At 43.9% G+C, this 21,832-nt stretch carries 24 protein-coding genes; 9 read left to right on the top strand and 15 right to left on the bottom strand.

Annotated elements, in window-relative coordinates; genetic code table 11:
- Window positions 1-10: 10 nt before the first annotated feature.
- Window positions 11-2,395, bottom strand: coding sequence for a 3-hydroxyacyl-CoA dehydrogenase/enoyl-CoA hydratase family protein (locus L7D49_RS11525; protein WP_238080993.1), 2,385 nt, complete (start codon window positions 2,393-2,395; stop codon window positions 11-13).
- Between the two features lie 223 nt (window positions 2,396-2,618).
- Between L7D49_RS11525 and L7D49_RS11520 the strand changes: the two genes are divergently transcribed.
- From L7D49_RS11520 to L7D49_RS11510, 3 genes are all read left to right on the top strand, one after another.
- Complete coding sequence (locus L7D49_RS11520) at window positions 2,619-2,942, top strand: thioredoxin family protein (protein WP_238080992.1); 324 nt, start codon at window positions 2,619-2,621, stop codon at window positions 2,940-2,942.
- A gap of 106 nt (window positions 2,943-3,048) precedes the next feature.
- Complete coding sequence (locus tag L7D49_RS11515; RefSeq protein ID WP_238080991.1) at window positions 3,049-3,513, top strand: STAS domain-containing protein; 465 nt, start codon at window positions 3,049-3,051, stop codon at window positions 3,511-3,513.
- Window positions 3,514-3,540: 27 nt separating this feature from the next.
- On the top strand, window positions 3,541-4,050 hold the full coding sequence (locus L7D49_RS11510; protein WP_238080990.1) for a C39 family peptidase: 510 nt from the start codon (window positions 3,541-3,543) through the stop codon (window positions 4,048-4,050).
- 17 nt (window positions 4,051-4,067) lie between these two features.
- Here L7D49_RS11510 and L7D49_RS11505 read toward each other — a convergent pair whose 3' ends face one another.
- Window positions 4,068-4,964 carry a 5'-3' exonuclease gene (locus tag L7D49_RS11505; protein ID WP_238080989.1) on the bottom strand — a complete coding sequence of 299 codons (897 nt, stop codon included), beginning with the start codon at window positions 4,962-4,964 and terminating at the stop codon, window positions 4,068-4,070.
- Window positions 4,965-5,044: 80 nt separating this feature from the next.
- On the opposite strand from L7D49_RS11505, the gene L7D49_RS11500 reads away from it, so the two are divergent.
- On the top strand, window positions 5,045-6,274 hold the full coding sequence (locus L7D49_RS11500) for an NAD(P)/FAD-dependent oxidoreductase (protein WP_238080988.1): 1,230 nt from the start codon (window positions 5,045-5,047) through the stop codon (window positions 6,272-6,274).
- 57 nt (window positions 6,275-6,331) lie between these two features.
- Here L7D49_RS11500 and hutH read toward each other — a convergent pair whose 3' ends face one another.
- The gene (hutH, locus tag L7D49_RS11495) at window positions 6,332-7,810 is read right to left on the bottom strand and encodes a histidine ammonia-lyase (RefSeq protein WP_238080987.1); all 1,479 of its coding nucleotides are present in this window, start codon (window positions 7,808-7,810) and stop codon (window positions 6,332-6,334) included.
- Window positions 7,811-8,071: 261 nt separating this feature from the next.
- On the opposite strand from hutH, the gene L7D49_RS20365 reads away from it, so the two are divergent.
- A complete protein-coding gene (locus L7D49_RS20365) occupies window positions 8,072-8,833 on the top strand; it encodes a hypothetical protein (RefSeq protein WP_336246391.1) in 762 nt (253 codons plus the stop codon).
- Window positions 8,834-9,506: 673 nt separating this feature from the next.
- The gene (locus L7D49_RS11485; RefSeq protein WP_238080985.1) at window positions 9,507-9,941 is read left to right on the top strand and encodes a general stress protein; all 435 of its coding nucleotides are present in this window, start codon (window positions 9,507-9,509) and stop codon (window positions 9,939-9,941) included.
- A 66-nt stretch (window positions 9,942-10,007) separates the two neighbouring features.
- On the opposite strand, the gene L7D49_RS11480 is transcribed toward L7D49_RS11485, so the two are convergent.
- The 5 genes from L7D49_RS11480 to L7D49_RS11460 form a co-directional block, all read right to left on the bottom strand.
- On the bottom strand, window positions 10,008-10,586 hold the full coding sequence (locus tag L7D49_RS11480; RefSeq protein ID WP_238080984.1) for a histidine phosphatase family protein: 579 nt from the start codon (window positions 10,584-10,586) through the stop codon (window positions 10,008-10,010).
- Window positions 10,587-10,604: 18 nt separating this feature from the next.
- Entirely contained in the window at window positions 10,605-11,246 is a 642-nt protein-coding gene (locus L7D49_RS11475) for a hypothetical protein (RefSeq protein WP_238080983.1), read from the bottom strand.
- Between the two features lie 363 nt (window positions 11,247-11,609).
- Window positions 11,610-12,437 carry an alpha/beta fold hydrolase gene (locus L7D49_RS11470; protein WP_238080982.1) on the bottom strand — a complete coding sequence of 276 codons (828 nt, stop codon included), beginning with the start codon at window positions 12,435-12,437 and terminating at the stop codon, window positions 11,610-11,612.
- Window positions 12,438-12,487: 50 nt separating this feature from the next.
- Window positions 12,488-12,919: a hypothetical protein gene (locus L7D49_RS11465; protein WP_238080981.1), complete on the bottom strand. Its 432-nt coding sequence runs from the start codon at window positions 12,917-12,919 to the stop codon at window positions 12,488-12,490.
- A 164-nt stretch (window positions 12,920-13,083) separates the two neighbouring features.
- On the bottom strand, window positions 13,084-15,168 hold the full coding sequence (locus tag L7D49_RS11460) for a methyl-accepting chemotaxis protein (RefSeq protein WP_238080980.1): 2,085 nt from the start codon (window positions 15,166-15,168) through the stop codon (window positions 13,084-13,086).
- Between the two features lie 363 nt (window positions 15,169-15,531).
- On the opposite strand from L7D49_RS11460, the gene L7D49_RS11455 reads away from it, so the two are divergent.
- Window positions 15,532-16,167, top strand: a complete 636-nt coding sequence (locus L7D49_RS11455) for a 2OG-Fe(II) oxygenase (RefSeq protein ID WP_238080979.1) — start codon at window positions 15,532-15,534, stop codon at window positions 16,165-16,167.
- 166 nt (window positions 16,168-16,333) lie between these two features.
- Window positions 16,334-16,600, top strand: coding sequence for a YqhV family protein (locus L7D49_RS11450; protein WP_238080978.1), 267 nt, complete (start codon window positions 16,334-16,336; stop codon window positions 16,598-16,600).
- Between the two features lie 98 nt (window positions 16,601-16,698).
- On the opposite strand, the gene L7D49_RS11445 is transcribed toward L7D49_RS11450, so the two are convergent.
- Both L7D49_RS11445 and L7D49_RS11440 read right to left on the bottom strand, forming a co-directional pair.
- Window positions 16,699-17,262, bottom strand: coding sequence for a glutathione peroxidase (locus L7D49_RS11445; protein ID WP_238080977.1), 564 nt, complete (start codon window positions 17,260-17,262; stop codon window positions 16,699-16,701).
- A 205-nt stretch (window positions 17,263-17,467) separates the two neighbouring features.
- Window positions 17,468-17,860 (bottom strand): hypothetical protein, encoded by a 393-nt coding sequence (locus tag L7D49_RS11440; RefSeq protein WP_238080976.1) that lies wholly within the window; start codon window positions 17,858-17,860, stop codon window positions 17,468-17,470.
- Between the two features lie 488 nt (window positions 17,861-18,348).
- On the opposite strand from L7D49_RS11440, the gene gltS reads away from it, so the two are divergent.
- The gene (gene gltS / locus L7D49_RS11435) at window positions 18,349-19,533 is read left to right on the top strand and encodes a sodium/glutamate symporter (protein ID WP_238080975.1); all 1,185 of its coding nucleotides are present in this window, start codon (window positions 18,349-18,351) and stop codon (window positions 19,531-19,533) included.
- 105 nt (window positions 19,534-19,638) lie between these two features.
- Here the strand turns inward: gltS and L7D49_RS11430 are convergent, their stop codons facing one another.
- The 5 genes from L7D49_RS11430 to L7D49_RS11410 form a co-directional block, all read right to left on the bottom strand.
- Entirely contained in the window at window positions 19,639-20,091 is a 453-nt protein-coding gene (locus L7D49_RS11430) for a CoxG family protein (protein ID WP_238080974.1), read from the bottom strand.
- Window positions 20,092-20,623: 532 nt separating this feature from the next.
- On the bottom strand, window positions 20,624-20,734 hold the full coding sequence (locus L7D49_RS11425) for a putative holin-like toxin (RefSeq protein ID WP_238080973.1): 111 nt from the start codon (window positions 20,732-20,734) through the stop codon (window positions 20,624-20,626).
- A gap of 181 nt (window positions 20,735-20,915) precedes the next feature.
- Window positions 20,916-21,221 carry a hypothetical protein gene (locus tag L7D49_RS11420; protein WP_238080972.1) on the bottom strand — a complete coding sequence of 102 codons (306 nt, stop codon included), beginning with the start codon at window positions 21,219-21,221 and terminating at the stop codon, window positions 20,916-20,918.
- 58 nt (window positions 21,222-21,279) lie between these two features.
- Complete coding sequence (locus tag L7D49_RS11415) at window positions 21,280-21,495, bottom strand: hypothetical protein (RefSeq protein ID WP_238080971.1); 216 nt, start codon at window positions 21,493-21,495, stop codon at window positions 21,280-21,282.
- A 47-nt stretch (window positions 21,496-21,542) separates the two neighbouring features.
- Window positions 21,543-21,830: a hypothetical protein gene (locus L7D49_RS11410; RefSeq protein ID WP_238080970.1), complete on the bottom strand. Its 288-nt coding sequence runs from the start codon at window positions 21,828-21,830 to the stop codon at window positions 21,543-21,545.
- Window positions 21,831-21,832: the final 2 nt, after the last annotated feature.

Raw genomic sequence — 21,832 nt, 5'->3', positions numbered from 1 at the left:
AAGTGCACTGTTAATTGCGTAACGGCTTCCCTTTCAGAAGCATGTGCTGCATCCGCTGTTGAGACTTCGGTTCCGCAACAAGGCTTAGAAACGCCTCCCGCTCTAGATCGAGCATGTATTGTTCATCGACAAGTGTTCCGTATGGCACTTTTCCTCCTGAGAGGACAAAGGCCAACTTCTTCGCGATTTTCAAGTCATGGTCGCTGATATAACCCGATAGATGCATCGCTTCCGCTCCAAGCAGCATCGTCGCATAGCCTGAATCTCCCGTGACTGGAATCTGTGCTTTGACAGGAGGGGTATAGCCACCTTCATAGAGAGCAAGTGCTGCTTGCTTCGCGTCATATAGCAGATGATCCGGATTGACGCTGATGCCATCCGCAAAATCCAGGAAGTTATTCTCCCGCGCTTCTTCGCCAGATGTCGACACTTTTGCCATGGCGATTGTTTCGAACACTTTATTGGCCACATATTGATAATCAACATGAACGCCATTCGGCAGGCCTTTCAAGTGCTTCGAGTACAAGTTAACATTTCCGCCTCCGCCTGGAATAAGCCCGACGCCGACTTCGACAAGACCGATATACGTCTCCATCGATGCTTGAATATGAGCCGCCGGCAAACAAACTTCCGCACCGCCGCCAAGCGCCATTTGGAATGGAGCCGCCACGACAGGCTTTCGGCAATATTTTATTTTCATCATCGCGTTCTGGAATTGGCGAATCGTGAAATCAAGTTCAAAAATATTGTCATCCTGCGCTTCCATTAAAATCATGCCGAGATTCGCGCCGACACAGAAGTTTTTGCCTTGGTTGCCGATGACAAGCCCTTTATAGTTCTTTTCCACTTCGTCAATCGCGAAGTTGATCATTTGGATAATATCGAGACCGATTGCGTTGGACTGCGAATGGAATTCGAGAAGCGCAACACCGTCTCCAAGATCAATCAGGCTGGCGCCAGAATTCTTTTTAATGACACCGTGCTTTTTCTTGTATCGTTTCAAATCAATGACTTTCTCATTGACCGGTACCTGCTGATACGTTTCACCGTCAAAATAGAAAACATCTCCGTCTTCTTCTCTATAGAAAGTTTCATAGCCCTTATCCAATAAAGACCGGACAAATGAAGGAATCTCGAGCCCTTCCGCTTCCATCCGCTCGACAGATTTCGTTACGCCGATCGCATCCCAAATTTCGAACGGACCTTGCTGCCAGCCGAAGCCCCACTTCATCGCATTATCAATCGCGACGATATCATCAGCAATTTCACCATGCAATTGAGCTGAGTAAACGAGTGTTGGAGCAAGGATATGCCAAAGGATCTCTCCCGTCCGGTCCTTGGCGTAAACAAGGCTTTTCACTTTGTTCGCAAGCCCTTTTTGCTGCTTCGCCATCTCAATTGAAGGCGTTTTCATTTTTTTCGTCGGTCCGTATTCAAATGTTTCTGGGTACAATTCAAGGATTTCTTTGTCTTTCTTCAAATAGAATCCTTGCTTGGATTTTGCGCCAAGCCATCCATTGTCGATCATTTTCTTCATGAAAGGCGGCAATTCGAATACTTTTTGCTCTTCACCTTCCGTCTGATCATAGACGTTTTTTGCTACATGCATGAATGTATCGAGACCTACCACGTCCAACGTACGGAACGTTGCCGATTTCGGACGGCCGATCAGTGTACCCGTGACAGAGTCGACTTCTCCGATTGAAAAGCCGCGCTTCTCCATTTCACGCAACGTGATCAGCAAACCGTATGTACCAATCCGGTTGGCAATGAAATTCGGTGTATCCTTCGCCAGAACGACGCCTTTGCCGAGACGATCTTCTGCAAAATTCGTCATAAATTCCACAACTTCGGCTGATGTCGCTTCCGTCGGAATAATCTCGAGCAGTTTCAAATAGCGCGGTGGATTGAAAAAGTGGGTGCCAAGGAAATGCTTCCGGAAATCTTCCGATCGTCCTTCTGCCATTGCCTCAATGCTGATGCCGGACGTATTGGAACTGATTATCGTTCCTTCCGTGCGGATCGCATCAATCTTCTCGTACAGCCCTTTCTTCACTTCCAAGTTTTCTACGACGACTTCAATGATCCAGTCGACATCCTTTAATTTCTCCAAATCATCATCCAAGTTGCCGACCTGGATTAAAGATAGGTTCTTTTTCGAAGTTAACGGTGCCGGTTTCTGTTTCACGAGTTTTTCCAAAGCGCTTGCTGCAAACTTATTGCGCACCTTTGGATCATCAAGGGATAGTCCCTTCCCTTCCTCTTCTGCCGTCAATTTGTTCGGGACGATGTCCAGCAACAAGACGGGAATGCCGATATTCGCGAGATGGGCTGCAATGCCAGATCCCATGACGCCTGAACCTAATACTGCCGCTTTTTTAATTTGATAAGCCACGTGCGAAGCCTCCCTTTATTTGAATGAATGCTCATTCATTTTGCGAGTAAAAAAAATACCTCGAACTCTATGTCTATCATTTTAGAACATTAGAGTTGTTTTCGCAATATTTAAATCGGAAATTTTTAAAAATCTTCCACTTCCCTCCTTCAGGGCATTTTAGTACACGCCTCGGGCAAAAGGATGTAAACTAGTTGGTAGCAACTTGGAGGGGGAAAAATACATGAAGTCAATTACGACAGTTGAACAATTCAACGAAATCATTTCAAACGATAATAAAGCTTTAGTTAAATTTCAAGCAGGCTGGTGCCCTGACTGTACGCGAATGGACATGTTCATCGATCCGATCGTAGAAGAATACGATATGTACACTTGGTACGACCTAGACCGCGACGTTCTTCCAGAAATCGCTGAAAAATATGATGTCATGGGGATCCCAAGCTTGTTGATATTCCAAAATGGCGAGAAAAAAGCACATCTTCACAGCGCAAGCGCTAAGACACCTGATCAAGTGATCGATTTCTTGGAAAGCGTAAAAGAACAATAAGCTTCATCCATAGCGGTAGCAGTTACTTACAACTTGCTGCCGCTATTTTTCTATCTGTTTTGAATCAAATCAATTATACTAAAGAAAACCAATCATGAGGTGGAACATGGACTACGAAAAAGAGATCGAGCGATTAAAGGCACGAATCGCAGAATGTGAACAGATCATCAGGGAAACGTCCGTGCCGATCATTTCATCTATTGTAGAAAATACAATTTTAGTTCCGGTTGTCGGCTACGCCGGTTCTGAACGGTTTGAGCTTATCCGTTCACGCGTGCTAGAATACTTGGACAAGAACCGCCAGGTCAATTGTGCGGTGTTTGATTTCACTGGTGCAGATTTGGATAAAGCGAAAGACGCCCAGCTGAATGTACTGGCAGTGGAACTGGACATGCTAAACAGTACATTGAAACTGATGGGGGTCCGCCCGATTTCAGTCGGCTTCAATCCGCATATCGTCCGGGAAATCGTAGCCGCGGGCATTCAAATGGAATTTGAGTCGTATATCAACTTCAGAACAGCTTTAAAGGTTCTTTTAAAAGAAGAAGGACGATCCTTGTCCACGATTTGACCGATGTTGCAAGAAGGAGGCGCCTGGATGCATCACGTCCCTTTTGATGGAAAATCCCAATATGACGAGGACATTGATCCGAATTACAGGCCATCCGCCTGCGGCCCTGTAACCGCCTACACGATTCTACGCTATTTGAATGAACATGGCGACCTCGATGTGAATGAATTGTACCGAAAACTGGGAGGCACCCGGATCGGTTTATTCAAATGGCGCCTGCTACGAAATTTACGAAAACTGCTAGGGAACGCCTGGGAAGTTGAATCTTGCACGATTGAAGAACTAAAGACCGAACTTCAACATGGCCGTCCTGTCGCCGCCAAGTTCGATAAATGGTTCACTTTTCACTGGCTGGGTACATACGAATTTGATTATCACTGGGTGCCGGTCGTCGGGTACGAACAGTCAGAAGGCGACATCTTTCTCCTGATTCATGACAACGGAGGACGCCACAGGGAAAGCCGCTTGCGCAAGGTTTCCTATCAAGCGAACCGTTCCATCCTATCATTTGTGAAAATTAGAAAGACCGCTGCTTGAGCTGCAGCGGTCCTTTTTTATGATGAAGTTTGGAACAACGAATCCATTTGCCGGACGATCATTGTATGTCCCATCTCCACTAATTCCTCACGCAAGGCAGTATTAAAGTCAGGAAGATTCAATGCTTCAAGCGGATCGTCAAAGTCGAGCTTGCAGTGAATTTCCGCCAGTTGGCGCGATAAGCGCAGCATCGGCATGTCCTGTTCGATTTTTTTGCGCGTGCCTGCTGACAATTCATCGAGCGCCTCGATGACACCGTCGACGGAGCCGTATTGCTGAATGAGTTTCAATGCGGTCTTCGGTCCAATCCCCTTGACGCCGGGATAGCCATCGCTCGTGTCACCCGTAAACGCCTTCGTGTCAATAAACTGCATTGGCGAAATTTCGTATTCCTCACGAAAACGATCCTCCGTATAAACATCATAAACGTTATATCCTTTTTTCATAAAGGCAATCTTGACGTCCGGCCGCAGGAGCTGCAATAAATCTTTATCTCCTGTCACGATTGTCACTTCCGCTTGGCCGTCCCACTCGCAAACGAGCGAGCCGATCAAGTCATCTGCTTCCATGCCCGCAATGCCGTAGTTTTTCCAGCCGATTTTCTCCGACAGTTCCCGAGCCATATCGAATTGTGGGACCATCTCAGGCGCCGGTGCTGGCCGGTTCGCCTTGTATCCATCAAACAAATCATTCCGGAACGTATGCATGCCCATATCCCAGCAGACGGCCATATGGGTCGGCTTGAAAATCGACACCGCCGTCATTGTATGCCGGACAAAACCTTGAACGCCATTTGTCGGAACACCTTCTGCATTCGGAAAGTAATGTCCCATGGCCGAAGTTGCGAAAAACGAACGGAATAACAGCGCCATCCCATCGATAAGTAATATATGTGGTTTTTGATTTGTCTCCATTTCTATATCCTCCTTTTTTTGTGTCGCCTCGTTTATAGTCATTCAGTTAGCGGGTATATTGCTTGCAAGGGGGAATCCATATGCCAATCCATGCGGGCCAGTTATATTGGCCGACGACAATGAACGAAGCAAATCCAATCCAAAATCACATAGCGGATAAGACATACGATGCCGTCATCATCGGCGGCGGCATGTCTGGCGCATTGACCGCGCTATCCCTCGTAAACGAAGGGATGACAGTGGCCGTTGTCGAGAAAGAAGAATTCGCTTACGGCAGCACAGCCGCGAATACTGGATTGCTGCAATACTCCAATGATATCATGCTTCACGAGCTGATTGAACAGATTGGGGAGGAAAAGGCGGTTGCATTTTATCGATTGTGCTACGATGCGCTAAAGGATTTGCAGGAAGCTGCGGAGCAACTGCCGATCGATCCCGCCTTTATCACAAGGCCGAGCCTTTATTATGCAAGCGATGAGAACGACTTGATGAAAATCCAAAAGGAATACAAAGCCCTTTCCAAACATGACTTTCCATGCGAGTATTGGGACCGCCCTGCCCTTCTCGATAAGACGGGCATCGACAAGCCAGGCGCCTTATGGACGTGCGGAGATGCGGAAGTTAATCCATTTAAATTGGTGCGAGGCATCCTGCAATTGATCCAGTCGCAAGGCGCAGATGTACATGACTGTTTGGAAGTGGAAGATGTCCGGGATGAAGAAGGAATCTTGCACATCCTGACATCGAGCGGCAGCATTAAAGCCAGAAATGTCATCTTTACGACTGGCTACATAAAACCGCCAGTCGGCAAGCTGACTGGCGATATCATAAAACGGTCCTACGTCGCCGTAAGCAAGCCGGTCGAGCAGCCTGCCTGGTATGAAAATGCTATGATTTGGGAAACAAAACGCCCTTATTTGTATATGCGGACTGCTGTCGACGGCCGGATCATCATCGGCGGATTAGATGAGGAAACCGACCAAATGGATATCTCCCAGGAAAAAATCCAAGAAAAGGCGGACGAGCTGATTGCAGAGGCCAATAAACTAATCCCCGGCCTCCAGTTGGAAGTGGACATGGCTTACTGCGCATTATTCGGAGAATCCAAAGACGAGCTTCCCTTTATAGGCAGGCATCCCGAGAAACCGAATCATTATTACTTGCTCGGCTTCGGCGGAAACGGAACCGTGTACAGCATGCTCGGCTCCAAGATGTTGGCTGATTTAATTCAAGGAAAGGAACCGGCTTATTCGGATATTGTTGGGCTGGATCGGAGTGTTCCTGGGACGGAGGAAGCGATTATTCGGTAAAAGTAAAAAGAGGTGAAGGGTTGGTTTACTCCCTTCACCTCTTTTCAATTACAACGCTCACTTCCCAAGCAAACCAGCAATATTCTCAATATCCGGTGCAAATACCCGATCTTCGTCAATCGGATTCACTACAGAAATCAATTCATCAAACTTCGCTTTCGTCTTTGGCGCCATCTGGTCTTCTCCACGATAACGGCAGCCTGTCAGTGCACATAAGGCCTCGATCGCCAGCACACGTTTGGCATTCTGGATGATTTGATTCGCATGGCGGGATCCGATTGTCCCCATCGATACATGGTCCTCCTGGTTTCCTGACGAAGGAATGGAATCGACGGAAGCCGGATGGGCCAGCGTCTTGTTTTCAGATACGAGACTAGCCGCAGAATATTGCAGGATCATTGCGCCCGACTGCAAGCCTGGTTGCGGGCTTAAGAATGGCGGCAGCCCTTCGTTCAGCTGCGGATTTACGAGTCGTTCGATTCGGCGCTCGGAAATATTCGCGAGTTCTGCGACCCCGATTTTCAGGAAATCCATCGCAAACGCGATCGGCTGGCCATGGAAATTCCCGCCTGACACGACGACATCGCCATCTTCAAAAATGAGCGGATTATCTGTCGCCGCATTCATTTCAATCTCCAGCTTTTCCTTCACATACGTGAGAACTTGCCAACTCGCCCCATGCACTTGCGGGATGCAGCGGATCGAATAGGCATCTTGTACCCGTTTCTCACCTTGCGTCGTCGTCAGGCTGCTTCCCTGCAGCCAATCCAGCATCCGTGAAGCGACATCCACCTGCTCCTTGTAGCCGCGCGCTTCATGGATGGCTGGGTGGAATGCGTCTGTAATGCCGAAAAGTGCTTCCATCGTCATCGCAGCAATCCATTCGCTCGCGTACGCCAATTTTTCCGCTTCGAGATAGTTTACGACGCCTTGCGCAGTCATGGCCTGTGTGCCGTTAATGAGCGCAAGCCCTTCCTTCGCCTCCAAGACAATCGGCTCTACTCCATGTTCTTTCCAGACATTTTGCGCCGGCTCCGGTTTTCCGTCTTTCCAAACGTACCCCTCCCCCAGCAGCACGAGCGCCAAATGGGAAAGCGGCGCCAAATCACCAGATGCACCAAGTGAACCTTGCTGAGGAATTACCGGATGGATGCCGTTGTTCACCATATAAGCAAAGCGCTCCAAAACAACTGGCCGGATGCCGGAAAATCCTTTAAGCAACGCATTTAAACGGAGAACCACCATCGCGCGTGATACCATTTCCGGAAACGGCTCTCCGACACCGCAAGCATGTGATCGGATGAGATGGAGCTGCAGCGCCTTCGTATCCTTTTCGTCAATTTTCACATCACTGAATTTGCCGAACCCGGTATTAATGCCATAAACGGTTTTGTCGTTACGGACAATGCTCTCCACCGCTTCTCTGCTTTTTTGTACACGCTCCAGCGCTGCTTCATCCAAAGTAACGCTTTGATTGTTATATAAAATCTCATTCATCTGTTCGAGTGTTAATGAAGAACCTGTTAAAACCACCATGCCTACCATCCCTCTCCATGAAAATGTAAACGTATTCCCTACCGACATCGTACACGATTTCAAATGCATTTTGTTCATTTTTCCGAAAGTTTGTTCTATGGTAATGTGCTGCCGATTTACTATGCTGAAGAAAGCTTCGCTCCCCATGAATTAGTCAATTGATTCAATTCATTGGCCGGGGCAAATTTGTGTAGCGTCCAACCAATTTTCATCTAGGTGCATACACTAGGTTGATAACGTGAAAGGAGAGCTTGCAGCAAAATGAAATCAGATAGCTTAGGAAACGAACAATGGTACCCACGTTTGCCGGAAGGCTTTGAAGGAAAGGATGATCGAATGAATACAGCAGGAATGGATGGTTGGATGCCAGGTGGCATGTCCAACATGTATGGCGGCAGCTGGATGCCTGGTACTGGCATGCCCGACATGTATGGTGGAGGAGGAATGATGCCAGGTGCCGGCATGCCAGACATGTACGGTGGCGGAGGTGTGATGCCCGCTTCGTTCGGTGGTGGATGGATGCCAGGTCAAAACTGGCCAGGCGGAAGTATGATCCCAGGCATGCCGTCATCAGGCAGATGGCCTTCGCAGAATAATCCATACGATCCACCAGGATTCCCTGGAGGCCCTGGGTTCCCGGGCCAAGGCGGTTTTCCGGGGCAAGGTGGATTTCCTCCAGGACCACCTGGATTCCCACCGGGACAGGGAGGTTTCCCTCCAGGTCAAGGCGGTTTCCCAGGCCAGCCACCCGGACAGGGCGCCGGTCAAGCACCGACCGCTCCGCCACCAAGCTATACACCGGCCTACCCGGAACAACAGCTTTTTAGAGTCGACCCAGGCGGCATCCGCGGTTGCCTCTACCGCTACACTTACATTTGGCTGTCCCGCAGAAACGGCTTCTGGTTCTTCCCAACATTCGTCGGCCGGACATCCGTCGCAGGATACCGTTGGCGCAGCTCCACAAGACGTTGGGAGTACTTCGGTATTGATCTAGACCGGATCGATGCATTTACTTGTTTTTGAGTGAACGGAAAATGAAGCATGAGAGGGCTTGTCTCTCATGCTTTTTTTGTTTGGTTTTCGTGGTTGGGTAATCTAGTTTCAGGAAATAAACAAATTGACTCGGCAACAGCTTACGAGCACTTTTCTTGGGTATACGAGCACTCTGCGGAATTTACGAGCACTCTTCCGAATGATTCGAGCAGTCCGCTACATTTATGAGCACTCATTAGTAGATATGAGCACTTCGCAAGGACTTATGCGGACTCTTTATGATATACGGGGACTTCGAAAGACTTACAGTATTCTTCAGGATCATACAAGGTAACAGCAATAACCTAGGAGCAATGTCATCCGGCGGATACGAGCGGCTACTGAACAGATACGAGTGGTTCAAAATCATATACGAGCGGTTGCCAAAGGATACGAGAGGTTCCTGAAGTTATTCGAGCGCTTCCAGAAATATACGAGCGGTCCCAGACAGATACGAGAGGTTGCGGCAATTATACGAGCGGTTGGCACTAGTCACTGAAATGCTGAAAATTTGCAGATGTGTACGGAGATTCGTTTAAGCTCAGATTGAGGTTTATTAATAGAAATTCTTAAGATTAACCATGCCTGTCAAAACTAGCTATGTCTAAAAAAATAAAAGACCGGGTATAGAAAACATATTTCCAGACAACAGGAGGTCTTTTCAATGCAGAATCATGTAATTGGTTTATATGACAATGAACAGCAAGTGGTTGAAGCTGTTGAGAACTTAAAAAAGGAAGGCTATACGACTGAAGAAATTTCGGTTGTTGCTAAAAATACAAAGGATTTGCCTGAAATAACGCAGAAAGTAAAACCGTCTACTACGGATGGTGCCATCGCGGGAGCTGCTACTGGAGGTGCCATTGGCATTGCGGGATTACTAGTAGGCTTATCCACTGTATTGGTTCCGGGACTAGGTGCTGTGTTAGCTGCTGGCCCCATTCTGACAACCATTGGTGGAGCAGTCATTGGTGCCAACTCCAATGCCGGCGGATTAAAGCACGCTCTTATGGAAGCCGGCGTTCCGGATGAAGATGCTGAGCAGTACTCTACCGATGTGGAGAATGGAAAAATACTAGTGCTCGTTAATCCCGCCTAAATGAATGGGAGGTGTGCCAGGTTCTAATGTCTCGGAACCTGGCTAGCCTTCAATTTCATCTATGATTTAACCAAGATCCAATCTAAACGAGCCTGTTTCATCTAGAAAGTCGCTTCTTGATAACCTGCCCCCTGTAATAAATTGGCGATATGCCGTAATGGTGCCATCGTGCGAAACAATAAAAATCCTCTTTCTTTTTAACGACCTTATCTCTTCAATCAAGTCGCGTGCGATATTATCAAATTCATGTTCCGGCAAAGTATTAATACCCCAACGCCACAAATTAGAAGTCGCATTCGTATCCAGTTCAAGATTCGGATATTCTAGTTTCAAAGTCGCGAAATCAATGATTTCATCACAGGGCAAAGTCTTTCCAGCAGTACGTGTGGGAAATATACGTGGCCCCACTTTGGGAGTGACAATCTTACGGCACTCGACTTTTTCAGACCAAATTAAAGCCGTTTCGATCGTTCTTTTAATAGGACTTATGAGAATAATATCGTCTTCCGTTAAGAAGAACTTATTTCTCAGCAGCTTTGCTTGATTTCTGCCGTTCGGCGTTAATGAAGGGTTTGTTATTTGAAAGCTATTAGGTATATCTAGTGTGTGTTCTCCTTGTCCATGACGAATAAATAGAAACTCCATATGATCACCACCATAATATTAGAAATAGGAGTAGGCAGCATGCTTCTCGTCAAAAGTCCAGCTTACATTTTGAATTACATTGTGATAATCCAACTCTAACAAATATATAGCTTTGCTCAAAGCATCATAGAAAAAAGAAATGAATTCGAGCTCTTTGAATACATACACTTCTATTTGTTCTTCGTAATTACGATAAGCTTCAAATATCCTATGATTCCCATTGATACAATATGGCATGCTCCTCGTTAGATACTGACTTTCAAGTAACATTACAGGATTCTTATGATTCTTCTTTATTTTATCTAAATCTTTATTAATATTACCTGCATCCACTGAAGCTATGATTGTAGATGGGTTCATATTTACATACTGAATCCCCTCTGCTTCAATATGCGAGGTAGCACCATCTATGTCAAATGCATACTCAAACACACCTAACGGGAACTCCCCATATAAAGAGAAAGTCTCCCGACCAATTGGATGCACTACAGGATAATCTACATCCCTAAAAGTTTGTTTGACTATGTCACTCCATTTAGAAGCGACCCTCAATCCATATTCCGATTTACGTTCCATTTCCTGAATACGTGAAAATATATGTTTTAATGGCTGGAAATCTTTCGATACCTTTTCGAACTTCTCCATTTTACTTTCAACCATCATACTCACCACCACTCTCTATGTTAATGGCTGTCGAAACCCAATTAACTCTGCAAAAAACACAATGGTACAAAATATTAATGCCAAAGCATTTATTCCAATTAAGCTCCATCAAACATTACCTTTAATCCCCACCCAACCGAAATATCCCGCCTAGCACAACGAAAACAAATGGCACATACAAACTTACGCTTATAATCAAATCAAATAATCTTTCATACCAAAATGATGAAATGATCAACAAAAAAAAATCATGGATACAAGTGAACAAAAGGTTTCCAAGGTGATCGACTTAATCTGATATATCAAAAGTAAATTCATTTGTATCCCTCCTTCATTATTACGTTTTAGTATACAAACTGGCTAGTTGGTGAAAGAAACTTGTCTACTGACCCAATCTTTTATGTAACGAGCAATTAAGTCCGGAGCATCCCAATATATATCATGGCTCGTATCAGGGATACTCAAAATCTCAATTTGTGGGATACCAGCCTTCAAATAGTTAATTGCCTTATGCCTTTCATACTCCAACTCTTCAGGTAATGTACTGTGCATTAAGAAAACTGGACACTGAACCTTTGAAAAGATCTCCCCTGTAGGTTGCTGGTCCATTCCTTTTATGATTGATTTTGCTGTAAAAGGAGATACCGCCAGTCGAATCTCGCTTTCGATCTCAGTAAACTGAGCTAAAGATGCGGCTTCCATCTGTTCTGACCATCTTGAAGAATTTGCTTTCTCTGCTGTTAGCATTGCTTCCCAAGAAGGAAAACGAATGCTTTCTATAAAACCATCCACATCTGAAAGCTGCTGTTCCAAAGAATCACCGAACGGATCTTGCTGAAAATAACCGCCATCCAGTAAGATGACTCCATTGATAGTTTCAGGGTCCATTCCAGCCACATACAAGGCCAAATGTGCACCCCATGAATGTCCCACAAGATATATGTCCGTTAGCTCCAGTGAATGAAGCATAAGATGCAATCGTTGAGCCATTCTTGACGGAAGATAATCTTCCTCGTTTGCCAAGCCAGCAGCTCCCCCGTGTCCCGGCAAATCAAAAGAAATAACATGAAAATCATTCATTGTAAGTTGTGCGAGCTCGCCAAAACTTAAGCCAGAAGAGCCCAAGCCATGCAAAAAAACCAACGTTGGTTTGTCCGGATTACCCCATTCGTAGTACTGTGATTTCATGACTTCCCCTCTCTTTTCCTCAATACATTTTGTGAAAAATACTTTTCACCTCAACTGCTACCCAACTCTCCGTATCTTCTCGTATCACCCATCCACCGACTTACATCACGCCATTTAATATTCTTAGATGCAATCCAGGTAACATCCTTCCTGTTATCATTTCGTTTCACCCCATACAGATCCGCCCAAAAAAACATCCCATCTTGATAAGTGAAAGTTACATCGTAGATAAATCCGGCATTACCTAGATGCAATTCTTCAACCCCTTCAAATAACAACTCAATTGCTGACGTTTCCTTATAATGTCCTTGAAAAAGGATACGTACGTTGTTAGGCAGCCCATCTCCAAATGTCATGGTTTCCTCATTTACATGAAAGCCACTCCACATGATCATCTCTTTTAAGCAGCTATCATGAAAGTAACCAAAGTTCGTTAGAAGCTCATTTATATCCTCAGTTCCCTTTATCTCTCTCCATTCCATATGTATCACATCCTTTTTTTATCCAAAAACCAATCCAACCCATACTCTATTTCTCCCCAATATATGAAAATACCTCTTATACGCACTATTTCATTCAATCAAAAGAACCCCGCCAGAAAGCAAAACGCTTTCTAACGGGATTTTCAATTAATCTCTACTAAACCTTAAACTGTAAACCTTCCAATTTCATTCTTCAAGTCTTCCGCTATTTCAGCTAAGTTTCTAGCGGCGTAGGAGACTTCTTCTACAGTAGCCGTTTGCTCTTCAGTAGTGGCCGCGATTTCTCCAGAGTGCATCGCTAATTTCTCATATAACGAAGAAATTTGCTCGATGGAGTTCAATAAGTTGCCCATGACGCTTTCGACTTCTGCGGAAATGCTTGTCGCTTCTGATGATTGTTCAGAGACAGTATGGACTGCTTGTAAAATGCTTTTGAATGCTTCCCCTGTGCTATTGACCAAAGCAGATCCGTTTTGCACAGCTTCGTATCCATCTGTCATGCTGTCTACCGTATGGGCGATATCTTGTTTAATTTCGCTAATAAGCTTGCGAATATGGCTGGCAGCATTGCTTGATTCCTCCGCCAGTTTTCGGACTTCATCCGCAACGACGGCAAATCCTTTGCCCGCTTCCCCTGCACGCGCTGATTCAATGGCAGCATTGAGAGCCAATAGATTGGTCTGTTCCGCAATCGATGTAATGAATGCCGAGAAATCCTCAATTTGTGAAGACTTTTCATGCAGTGCAATGACTGTTTCTTTGGATTGTTTTGTATAGGCATTGATCTGTTCCATACTCTTTTCGGTATTGGCCACACTGGCGTTTCCGTCTGTCGAGATGGATACCGTTTGTTGAACGAGTTCATTTACCTTGCTCATTTTTTCGGACAGTTCCCGAACTTCCTCGGTGATTGTGCTTATATCGGATACCGCGTGGTTTACCGTCTTCGTTTGCCCTTCCGTTTCGTACGACATTTGCTGCACGGAGTCAGCAATTTGGATGGAGGCAATTTTCGTTTCATCCGCGCTGGCTGTAAATTCACTCGACATCGCGAGTAATTGGTCAGATGAGCTAATCACCTTATCGAAAGCAGAACGTACCGAAGCAAGCATTCCCTCGTACTGCTCTGCTAACACGCCAAAATCGTCTTTTCGATTCAGTAAGCTCTCAACATATTCATCTTCCGTAAAATCTAATTGAGCTGTCCGATTAATGACTTGACTGAATTGATGAATCGGTTTGGAAACCCGGCGTCCAATGATAATTGATAATAAAACCGAAACGATGACTGAAATGAGTATCATAATGATAGATGTAACATTATTCGCATGTAATCGATCGTTATAAAAGTTTTCATCATAAGTCAAAGTAAGAAGGCGTGATTGACGATATGTATTGTCACCATTGGCATCGACTTTAATTTGGGGAATGAGTTTATGGACAATCCCTTCTTCCCCATCAATGTTTCGAACAATAACTTCCTTCTCTTCTGCAATTGCCTTTTTCCCTTCATCCATCAAGGAATCCGATAAGAGCGCAGCTTCCCCGTTGGCGTTCTTCTGATTCATGGAATAGGCAGGCTCCCCATCAATTGTGATAGTGTAAATGCCAATATCCTTTACATATGGATACTTCTCTTTTAAGTCAGTTGAGATTGTTTCCAGGTTCATGGATTGAATCAAATCAGAAAATTGATCAGCCGTTGCAGCAATTTGAATCATATATTTCTTATCAGAAGTTGCGGTATAGCTGAACTTATTTGTTTCCTTCGTCGCTTCACTGATCTCTAAGCGGTCCGTAAAGAAAGCACCCGAATCCATTCGCTGCTGCAATAGCTTTTCCAAGCCAAATTCTTTAAGATCGAGTCCTAGATCCGCTTCCCTTGTTGCATACTCGATAACGAAACGATCGTTAATGATAAAAATATCAAATCCATCAAATCGTTTCTTAAACGCCTCTAAGTCCCAAGAAGCCACGTCAGGATTCTCCGCATACTCTTCTTGCAGAATTCTCGTGAACGCCTCCATTTTTCCGGAGAGCGATTCTTCAATAATTGAATAGGCGACATCAGAGCCTTCAATTACACTTAACAAATGATCCTCGATTAGCTTTTCCGTTTCCTCTTTTTCAACTTCTAAGCTCTCTTGACTTCGAAAATAGTTGATGGCAACAATCGAAATGACGAGAATTGAGATTGAAATAACTAAGGTGAATATTAAATTTCTCTGGAATGTTCCCATCTTTTTCATAGTTCTTATCTCCTCTTTTGTATAGTAGTCCCTTAGTATTATCGGTCAGTTCAAGAAAATATATAGTATAAAGTATAAATAATATTGTAAGAATAATTTTCCAATTACTTTTGTTGATCTCGATGCTTACGGATATCTCATTGTTATAGAAAACATCTACCAATGCTGCTCCAGATGTTTTTAGAAAACGTTCAAAAAAACCCTTCATTTAACATTTACTAGATAAAATCAGCGTGCTAAAATATATTGAATTTAATTCCAAAAGGATGTGGAACCCCAACAAGTAGTCCGTTATTGCACATAAACCCATTAGCCTAGATTGTATTTTATTTTGAAATTTAACGACTGAAGAGGTGTTTGAAGTTGATAGCGGAGATCAAAGAGCAAACGATTTTTAACCACACAGGAAGTAAGATAACGACAGATCGAGAAATTGACATCGTCGCACGATTAGAGGAGCCTTTAATCGTAGTTCTAGGAAATGTTTTGAGCGACGAAGAGTGCGATGAACTGATCCAAATGTCGATGGACAAAATGAAACGCTCGAAGATCGGGACGACACACGTAGAAAATGAACTAAGAACGAGCAGCGGGATGTTTATGGAAGAAAGCGAAAACGAAATTGTCACGAGAGTCAAAAATAGAATTGCAGCAATCATGAATATCCCCATCGAACATGGAGAATGCCTTCAAATTCTTCGGTATACGCCGGGGCAACAATATAAAGCACATTATGATTACTTTTCTGCCAACAGCAAAGTAACGAACAATCGCATCAGCACGCTCGTCATGTACTTAAATGATGTCGAAGAAGGCGGAGAAACCTTCTTCCCTCAGCTGAACTTTTCCGTAACACCAAAAAAAGGGATGGCTGTCTACTTTGAGTACTTCTATAACGATCAATCGTTAAACGAGTTAACGCTGCATGGCGGAGCACCTGTGATAACAGGTGAAAAGTGGGTCGCAACACAGTGGATGAGAAAACAAAGAGTCAGATAAAAAGAGACCGCCTTATGTGCAATAGGGCGGTTTTTTCTATTGGCGATTGTAAAGCAACCAACCGTAGGAAGCTAGTCCCTTTATTAATTCAAAGAAGTTTCCATAATGAATCAAAGTCAACTTACATATAGTAGGAAACATACAAGGAAGGGAACGAGGAACTTGATTGATTGAAAGAGCATTGCTAGTGATTATCTTATTGAGGATCTTTTCCGGCAGCGTGGATATTACGGCCGCCTTGTTAATGTACAAGTTCAATGACTTGGAAAAAGCATTTTACATCAATACGCTACTAGCTCTTGTAGGACCATGTGTATTGATCATCACGACAGCATTCGCATTAATCGGTCTCTCTGAAAAAATATCTCTCACACGAATGATTTGTCTATTTGCTGGAATTACACTTATTCTTATCAGTTTGAAATCCGACTGAGCCAATACATGTGCAGTTAGTGACTACACGTGACTTCACCGACCAAAAAGCCAATCAGAGACAGACTTGATTGGCTTTTCTCTAAGTATAACTACTGATTAAGCTAAAGCCGAAATAGGCAAGATGCGTTCAATTTCCGCCTCGACATCCAAGACCGATTCTGTCGGCTCAAATCGTTTAACGACTGCCCCGCTTGCATCGACAAGAAACTTCGTAAAATTCCAGCGGATGTTCCGGCCGATTAGATAGTCGGGATATTCCTGCTGCAACCGGGCTTTCAGCATCTTTTCCGTTGCAATCGAGTCATCCAGCTCACGGAACGGCACTTCGTGTTTCAAATAAGTAAATAAAGGCTCTGCCTCTTTCCCATTCACTTGCACTAGATCAAAGACAGGAAAGCTGACACCGTAGTTCCGTTGGCAAAATTGTACGGACTCTTCCCCATTCTCCGGATTCTGCTGTCCGAACTGATCACACGGGAAGCCCAGCACGACTAGCCCCTGTTCCTTGTATTGATCATATAACTTCTGTAGCTCTTCAAATTGATACGTGAATCGGCAGCGGCTCGCCGTATTGACGATTAATATGGCCTTACCCCGATACGTTTCCATCGACAGAATTTCTCCATTAGGCTTTTTCACCAAATAGTTATATATACTCAATTTAACTCCTCCTAAAGTATTAATATCACTACTTTATAAGCATGAAAAGGAAAAATCCAATACTCTGCTTAAACCACTCGTAAGGTTTCTCATTGAGATAAAAGATTTCCTACACGCAAAGAGCCAGGTACCTGTCACAATTAAAAGGGATCGGCATCCCTATTTTTTCTTTGCGTTTCATCATCACTGCATTCATAGCATTAGCTCAATCTCTTATTAACTTGCGCTGATAACCCGAAGGCTTAGTGAATACATAGACGACCAGTTGTAGAAGTACAAACAGCACCGTTACAACGATGACTAGCGTATCAGGCATGAACGGACTGAAATAGTATCCCCTTTCTTCAAATTCGGTGACATATGTCACCCAAACATAAGAATGGATGAGAGACAAACTATTTGCTCCAAGTAAAACGATGAGGGAAGACTTCCGTTTTGCCAAGAAAGTCATAATTGAGCCGACGATAACGGTCACAATGTAAACAACTATGGACTGCTTTGCCAGGTCGACATACATGGACAGAAATGCGAATGGGATGCAATAAACGACTAAAATGAGCAGTGCGTATTTATTCAGCTTTATGTTGATCTCCCCCATTGTCTCTTATAGATTTTCGAAAAGAAAAATCATCTTTAACCTTATTGGATAACCGACATCTCTTCCCGGTTAACATCTTTTTACCTCTGACCATTCATTTTGAGGAGCTACATCTACTAATCTGTATAAATCTTCTACTTTCATACGCATTCACAACCCCCTAGGATCTATACATTATTTTTCTTAAGCAATCAGTTGAACGTTAAAATGAATCAATTGACTCCAACATACCTTTTTTGTAACCGCCTGTCATCTGCTATCCTTCTGCTGTCTGCGGTATTTATTTATATTTAAAGATAATTGCCAAGATATTTTAATATTAGTTGTACGGTATAAATGGTTTAAAGCTGCCGATGAATTTGATACATTCATTAGACGGGTGTGTGTTTAGACAAATCGGGTATCGTACTCAGGTACTGCCTATTACATTTGTCTACTAAAAAGATTCGAACAATTGTATAAGCGTTAAAGAAAGGTGAAATTGCCTAATGGAACTCAACCAGATTACAACATTATTTCTCGCAGCGGCACTGTACCTGCTCGGCATGGCGCTTGTTAATCGAATTGGCATCCTCGACCGGTTCCTCATTCCGGCACCGGTTGTCGGCGGTCTGTTGTTCGCTATTGTCGCGCTCCTTCTGAAAACATCAGGCATTGTGGAAATTTCTTTGGACACGTCCTTGCAATCTTTATTCATGATTGCCTTTTTTACGACAGTGGGACTTGGCGCAAGTTTTAAGCTGATCAAGCTTGGGGGAAAGCTTTTAATCATCTATTTACTGCTTTGCGGCGTAACCGTTTTCATGCAGAACGTGATTGGCGTCTCCCTTGCGAAAGTGTTCAATATTGATCCGTTACTCGGAGTCATGAGTGGCGCTGTATCAATGAGCGGCGGGCACGGTGGAGCCGCTGCTTATGGTCAGACGATTGAGGATCTCGGCATTACATCCGCGGTGACGATTGGGATGGCTGCTGCGACACTTGGGCTTATTTGCGGCAGTTTGTCAGGGGGACCGATCGCCCGGCATTTGATTCGCAAATATAATTTGAAGCCGAACACTGGTGTAGTGGAAGAATATGTGGAAAAAGATGAAAAGCCGATCGGCCAGCACTCTTTCATGGTACAGGTGACTATGATTACTTTATCAATGGCAGGCGGAACATTACTTGGTGACCTATTCACCGAAGCCACCGGATTCGTTTTGCCCGCGTACATCGGTGCCATGTTCGTCGCGGTTATTATCCGCAACATTGTCGATCGTTTCTTGCCAGGCACCATCAACATGAAGGAGATCAATCTGATCGGTGATGTGTCGCTCGCCATCTTCCTTTCCATGGCGCTTATGAGCATTAAGCTATGGGAAATCGCAGATCTTGCCCTTCCGCTCGTCGGCATTATCCTGATTCAGGTGGTCTTCATTGTCGGATTCGCCGTGTTCTTCATGTTCCGCGCACTCGGCAAGGATTACGATGCAGCTGTCATGATCGCCGGTTTCCTTGGCCACGGATTGGGTGCCACGCCAAACGCCATGGCCAATATGGGTGCCACTGTCAATAAGTTCGGCCCGTCACGCACCGCCTTCTTAGTCGTCCCTATTGTCGGCGCCTTCCTGATGGACGTAATTTTTAGCGCGCCGATCATTATCACGACGATTAACCTGTTGGCACCGTGATAAATTAAGGCATAAAATTCTTCATAAAAAGACCACTTAATGCGTGAACATTAAGTGGTCTTACCTATTTCTAGTCAAAAGGCAAAAGGATCGTACATCGCTGGTTTACGAAATCGGCATCTCTGTCCGGTTCACATTGCGGGCAATTTTTTCAGTTAAACGTGTTGTCACTTTAGGCAGCACCATTTTAATAACAGGTGATAACACAGCGCCGGTTAGGCCGCCTGCATTCACTTCAACCGTCCCTGTCATCGTAGTGTCCCCCGCTGTTTCCTCAGCAGTGAACTCTCCACTTCCTGTAAAGTTATCCGTAATGCCATTTAATTCGAAACGGATCATGGATGGCTCATGGAATTCCGTGATGGTTAACTCCATTTTCACAGTCTTTGTAAATCCTTTAAAATTCCCTTCGAATGTCCAAACTGACTTATGCTCATCAATTTGTTCATGCTCCTTATAAGCTGGAACCATCGTTGCCCAATTCTCAATTTGACTCACATAATTCCATACGTTTTCTACAGATGCAGGAATGATTACAGAATGAGATGCGATTGCCATACATTTTCACTACTTTCTTCTCGATTAATAATGGGACTGCACAAACATCATTTTAGCATTTCGACTGTTAAATTTCACCTTTTGTTTGGATAGAAATTACATGGCAGGCATCTGTTCAGGATAATACAGGTTGTTTAAATACCGAACTTAACCATTATCTCGGTCTTAAAACGTTAAATTAAATCTTGCTAAGCCCCCCTTCTCATCAGGAGCGAACTTTCAACTATTATTAACGGACAACAGTGTTAGACTTAAGCAGTAATAAACAATTAGAGTAAGCCACGAAAATACACTTTTCGTGATTTCCATTTTGAAATTGTATATATTTGCTTCAGTCCCATACTAGGACAATATCTGGACGTATGAATTTTTCGTATGCGTGTGATAAACTAAACATATACTAAAAAGGACCGGGTGCGCTAACACCCAGTCGATGCAGCTGACATCCGCAAGAAGTGCGGTTGGCCAGTTCAAGTTATAAGGTGTTACTGAAAGTAACCACTCAACTTTCTAGCCGGATAGCGGAGGGTGGTTACTTTTTTTTATTGGTGTATAGAGCAATCATTGCCACAATGGTTGCTGCCACTGCTGCTAGGAACATTCCAAATTGGAACATCATCGTAATTGCTTCGTAAGTCACCATTTAAACACCCCCTTTCTCAAGGGAGTGCCAACCGCCCATCCGCTGTATGTAGCTGCTGCTTCTATTCTATTATTTAAGTGTCAGAATTCGAACGGAATTCTTACTTTTTACTAGATTACGCGACACTACTATACTTCCCTTCATAAAGATTTATATCAAGTAAAATATTCTTTTATTGTGTTTATTGCAGTATCGCTGGCGGAATCCCCGCTTCTGTTGTGAAATAAGCATAAAGCGTAAATAGCAAAATTAGAATCGCAATAGCTATAACAATCAGTGATAACACGGGTTGGAAGTGCTGTTTTAATGATTTTATGCCTAAGAATAAGCTTAATAAACCAATAACAAAACAAACAAAGGCACCAATTATGTTGTTCATTTCTGGCAAAATTGCTCCAAAGAATAAAATAAAGAATAATACCTGTAGACTTACTCCAACCAGCCATGCATTTTGCTTCAAAGGCACTCTCTCTTCACCTCTATCCATTAACCACCCAGTTCAAAAAGAATAGCGCTCTGGCTTAGGAACATTTTCTTTCACTAACCTATTTTGGCTTACACTCAAATGAATAACTGCCTGTAAAATTATTATGAATTTCTAATATGGCTTCTCCACCATTTTTAGAGCAACCCGTTAGCAATAAATTAATCTGTTGATTATTGAAATAGTTATCGGTAAGCATAATCAAGCACACTGCAAATAAAACAATCACTAAAAGCCATATAACGCCTTGTAGATTCCTTTTATTAATGAAACTCATTGGGATCCCCTCCTTGCGTTCAATATAGATGATATGGCAATCAGTAATTATTTCTTACCTGTTCGTTCTAAAAGAATAGGGGTCACATTCAATAAGATCGAAACAATTGTCAAAAACCATAATGCCCTTTCCATACCAGGTACTACATCCAGTAAAGCTGCCCAATCTTCTACTTTTACCCACCTAGATACCAGACTGTATTCTGCACAAAGTGTTAATGCTGTAAATGATAATCCGAGCGCCATAGCAAGCTTATAATCCTTCCCTACTTTATACAAATATAGATTGAATAAAGTTGCTACTATCGCGATGACCCCAAATATCAAAAATAACATGA

Source organism: Sporosarcina cyprini (assembly GCF_022048975.1).
In the GTDB taxonomy this organism is placed as follows: Bacteria; Bacillota; Bacilli; order Bacillales_A; family Planococcaceae; genus Sporosarcina; species Sporosarcina cyprini.
This window is presented reverse-complemented; position numbering and strand designations above follow the sequence as displayed.

Excerpts from the sequence above, each read along its gene's own strand:
- L7D49_RS11520 (WP_238080992.1), top strand. The coding sequence starts at position 2,619 with ATGAAGTCAATTACGACAGTTGAACAATTCAACGAAATCATTTCAAAC.
- L7D49_RS11515 (WP_238080991.1), top strand. The coding sequence starts at position 3,049 with ATGGACTACGAAAAAGAGATCGAGCGATTAAAGGCACGAATCGCAGAA.
- L7D49_RS11510 (WP_238080990.1), top strand. The coding sequence starts at position 3,541 with ATGCATCACGTCCCTTTTGATGGAAAATCCCAATATGACGAGGACATT.
- L7D49_RS11505 (WP_238080989.1), bottom strand. The coding sequence starts at position 4,964 with ATGGAGACAAATCAAAAACCACATATATTACTTATCGATGGGATGGCG.
- L7D49_RS11500 (WP_238080988.1), top strand. The coding sequence starts at position 5,045 with ATGCCAATCCATGCGGGCCAGTTATATTGGCCGACGACAATGAACGAA.
- hutH (WP_238080987.1), bottom strand. The coding sequence starts at position 7,810 with ATGGTGGTTTTAACAGGTTCTTCATTAACACTCGAACAGATGAATGAG.
- L7D49_RS20365 (WP_336246391.1), top strand. The coding sequence starts at position 8,072 with ATGAAATCAGATAGCTTAGGAAACGAACAATGGTACCCACGTTTGCCG.
- L7D49_RS11485 (WP_238080985.1), top strand. The coding sequence starts at position 9,507 with ATGCAGAATCATGTAATTGGTTTATATGACAATGAACAGCAAGTGGTT.
- L7D49_RS11480 (WP_238080984.1), bottom strand. The coding sequence starts at position 10,586 with ATGGAGTTTCTATTTATTCGTCATGGACAAGGAGAACACACACTAGAT.
- L7D49_RS11475 (WP_238080983.1), bottom strand. The coding sequence starts at position 11,246 with ATGGTTGAAAGTAAAATGGAGAAGTTCGAAAAGGTATCGAAAGATTTC.
- L7D49_RS11470 (WP_238080982.1), bottom strand. The coding sequence starts at position 12,437 with ATGAAATCACAGTACTACGAATGGGGTAATCCGGACAAACCAACGTTG.
- L7D49_RS11465 (WP_238080981.1), bottom strand. The coding sequence starts at position 12,919 with ATGGAATGGAGAGAGATAAAGGGAACTGAGGATATAAATGAGCTTCTA.
- L7D49_RS11460 (WP_238080980.1), bottom strand. The coding sequence starts at position 15,168 with ATGAAAAAGATGGGAACATTCCAGAGAAATTTAATATTCACCTTAGTT.
- L7D49_RS11440 (WP_238080976.1), bottom strand. The coding sequence starts at position 17,860 with ATGGGGGAGATCAACATAAAGCTGAATAAATACGCACTGCTCATTTTA.
- gltS (WP_238080975.1), top strand. The coding sequence starts at position 18,349 with ATGGAACTCAACCAGATTACAACATTATTTCTCGCAGCGGCACTGTAC.
- L7D49_RS11430 (WP_238080974.1), bottom strand. The coding sequence starts at position 20,091 with ATGGCAATCGCATCTCATTCTGTAATCATTCCTGCATCTGTAGAAAAC.
- L7D49_RS11425 (WP_238080973.1), bottom strand. The coding sequence starts at position 20,734 with ATGGTGACTTACGAAGCAATTACGATGATGTTCCAATTTGGAATGTTC.
- L7D49_RS11420 (WP_238080972.1), bottom strand. The coding sequence starts at position 21,221 with ATGGATAGAGGTGAAGAGAGAGTGCCTTTGAAGCAAAATGCATGGCTG.
- L7D49_RS11415 (WP_238080971.1), bottom strand. The coding sequence starts at position 21,495 with ATGAGTTTCATTAATAAAAGGAATCTACAAGGCGTTATATGGCTTTTA.
- L7D49_RS11410 (WP_238080970.1), bottom strand. The coding sequence starts at position 21,830 with ATGTTATTTTTGATATTTGGGGTCATCGCGATAGTAGCAACTTTATTC.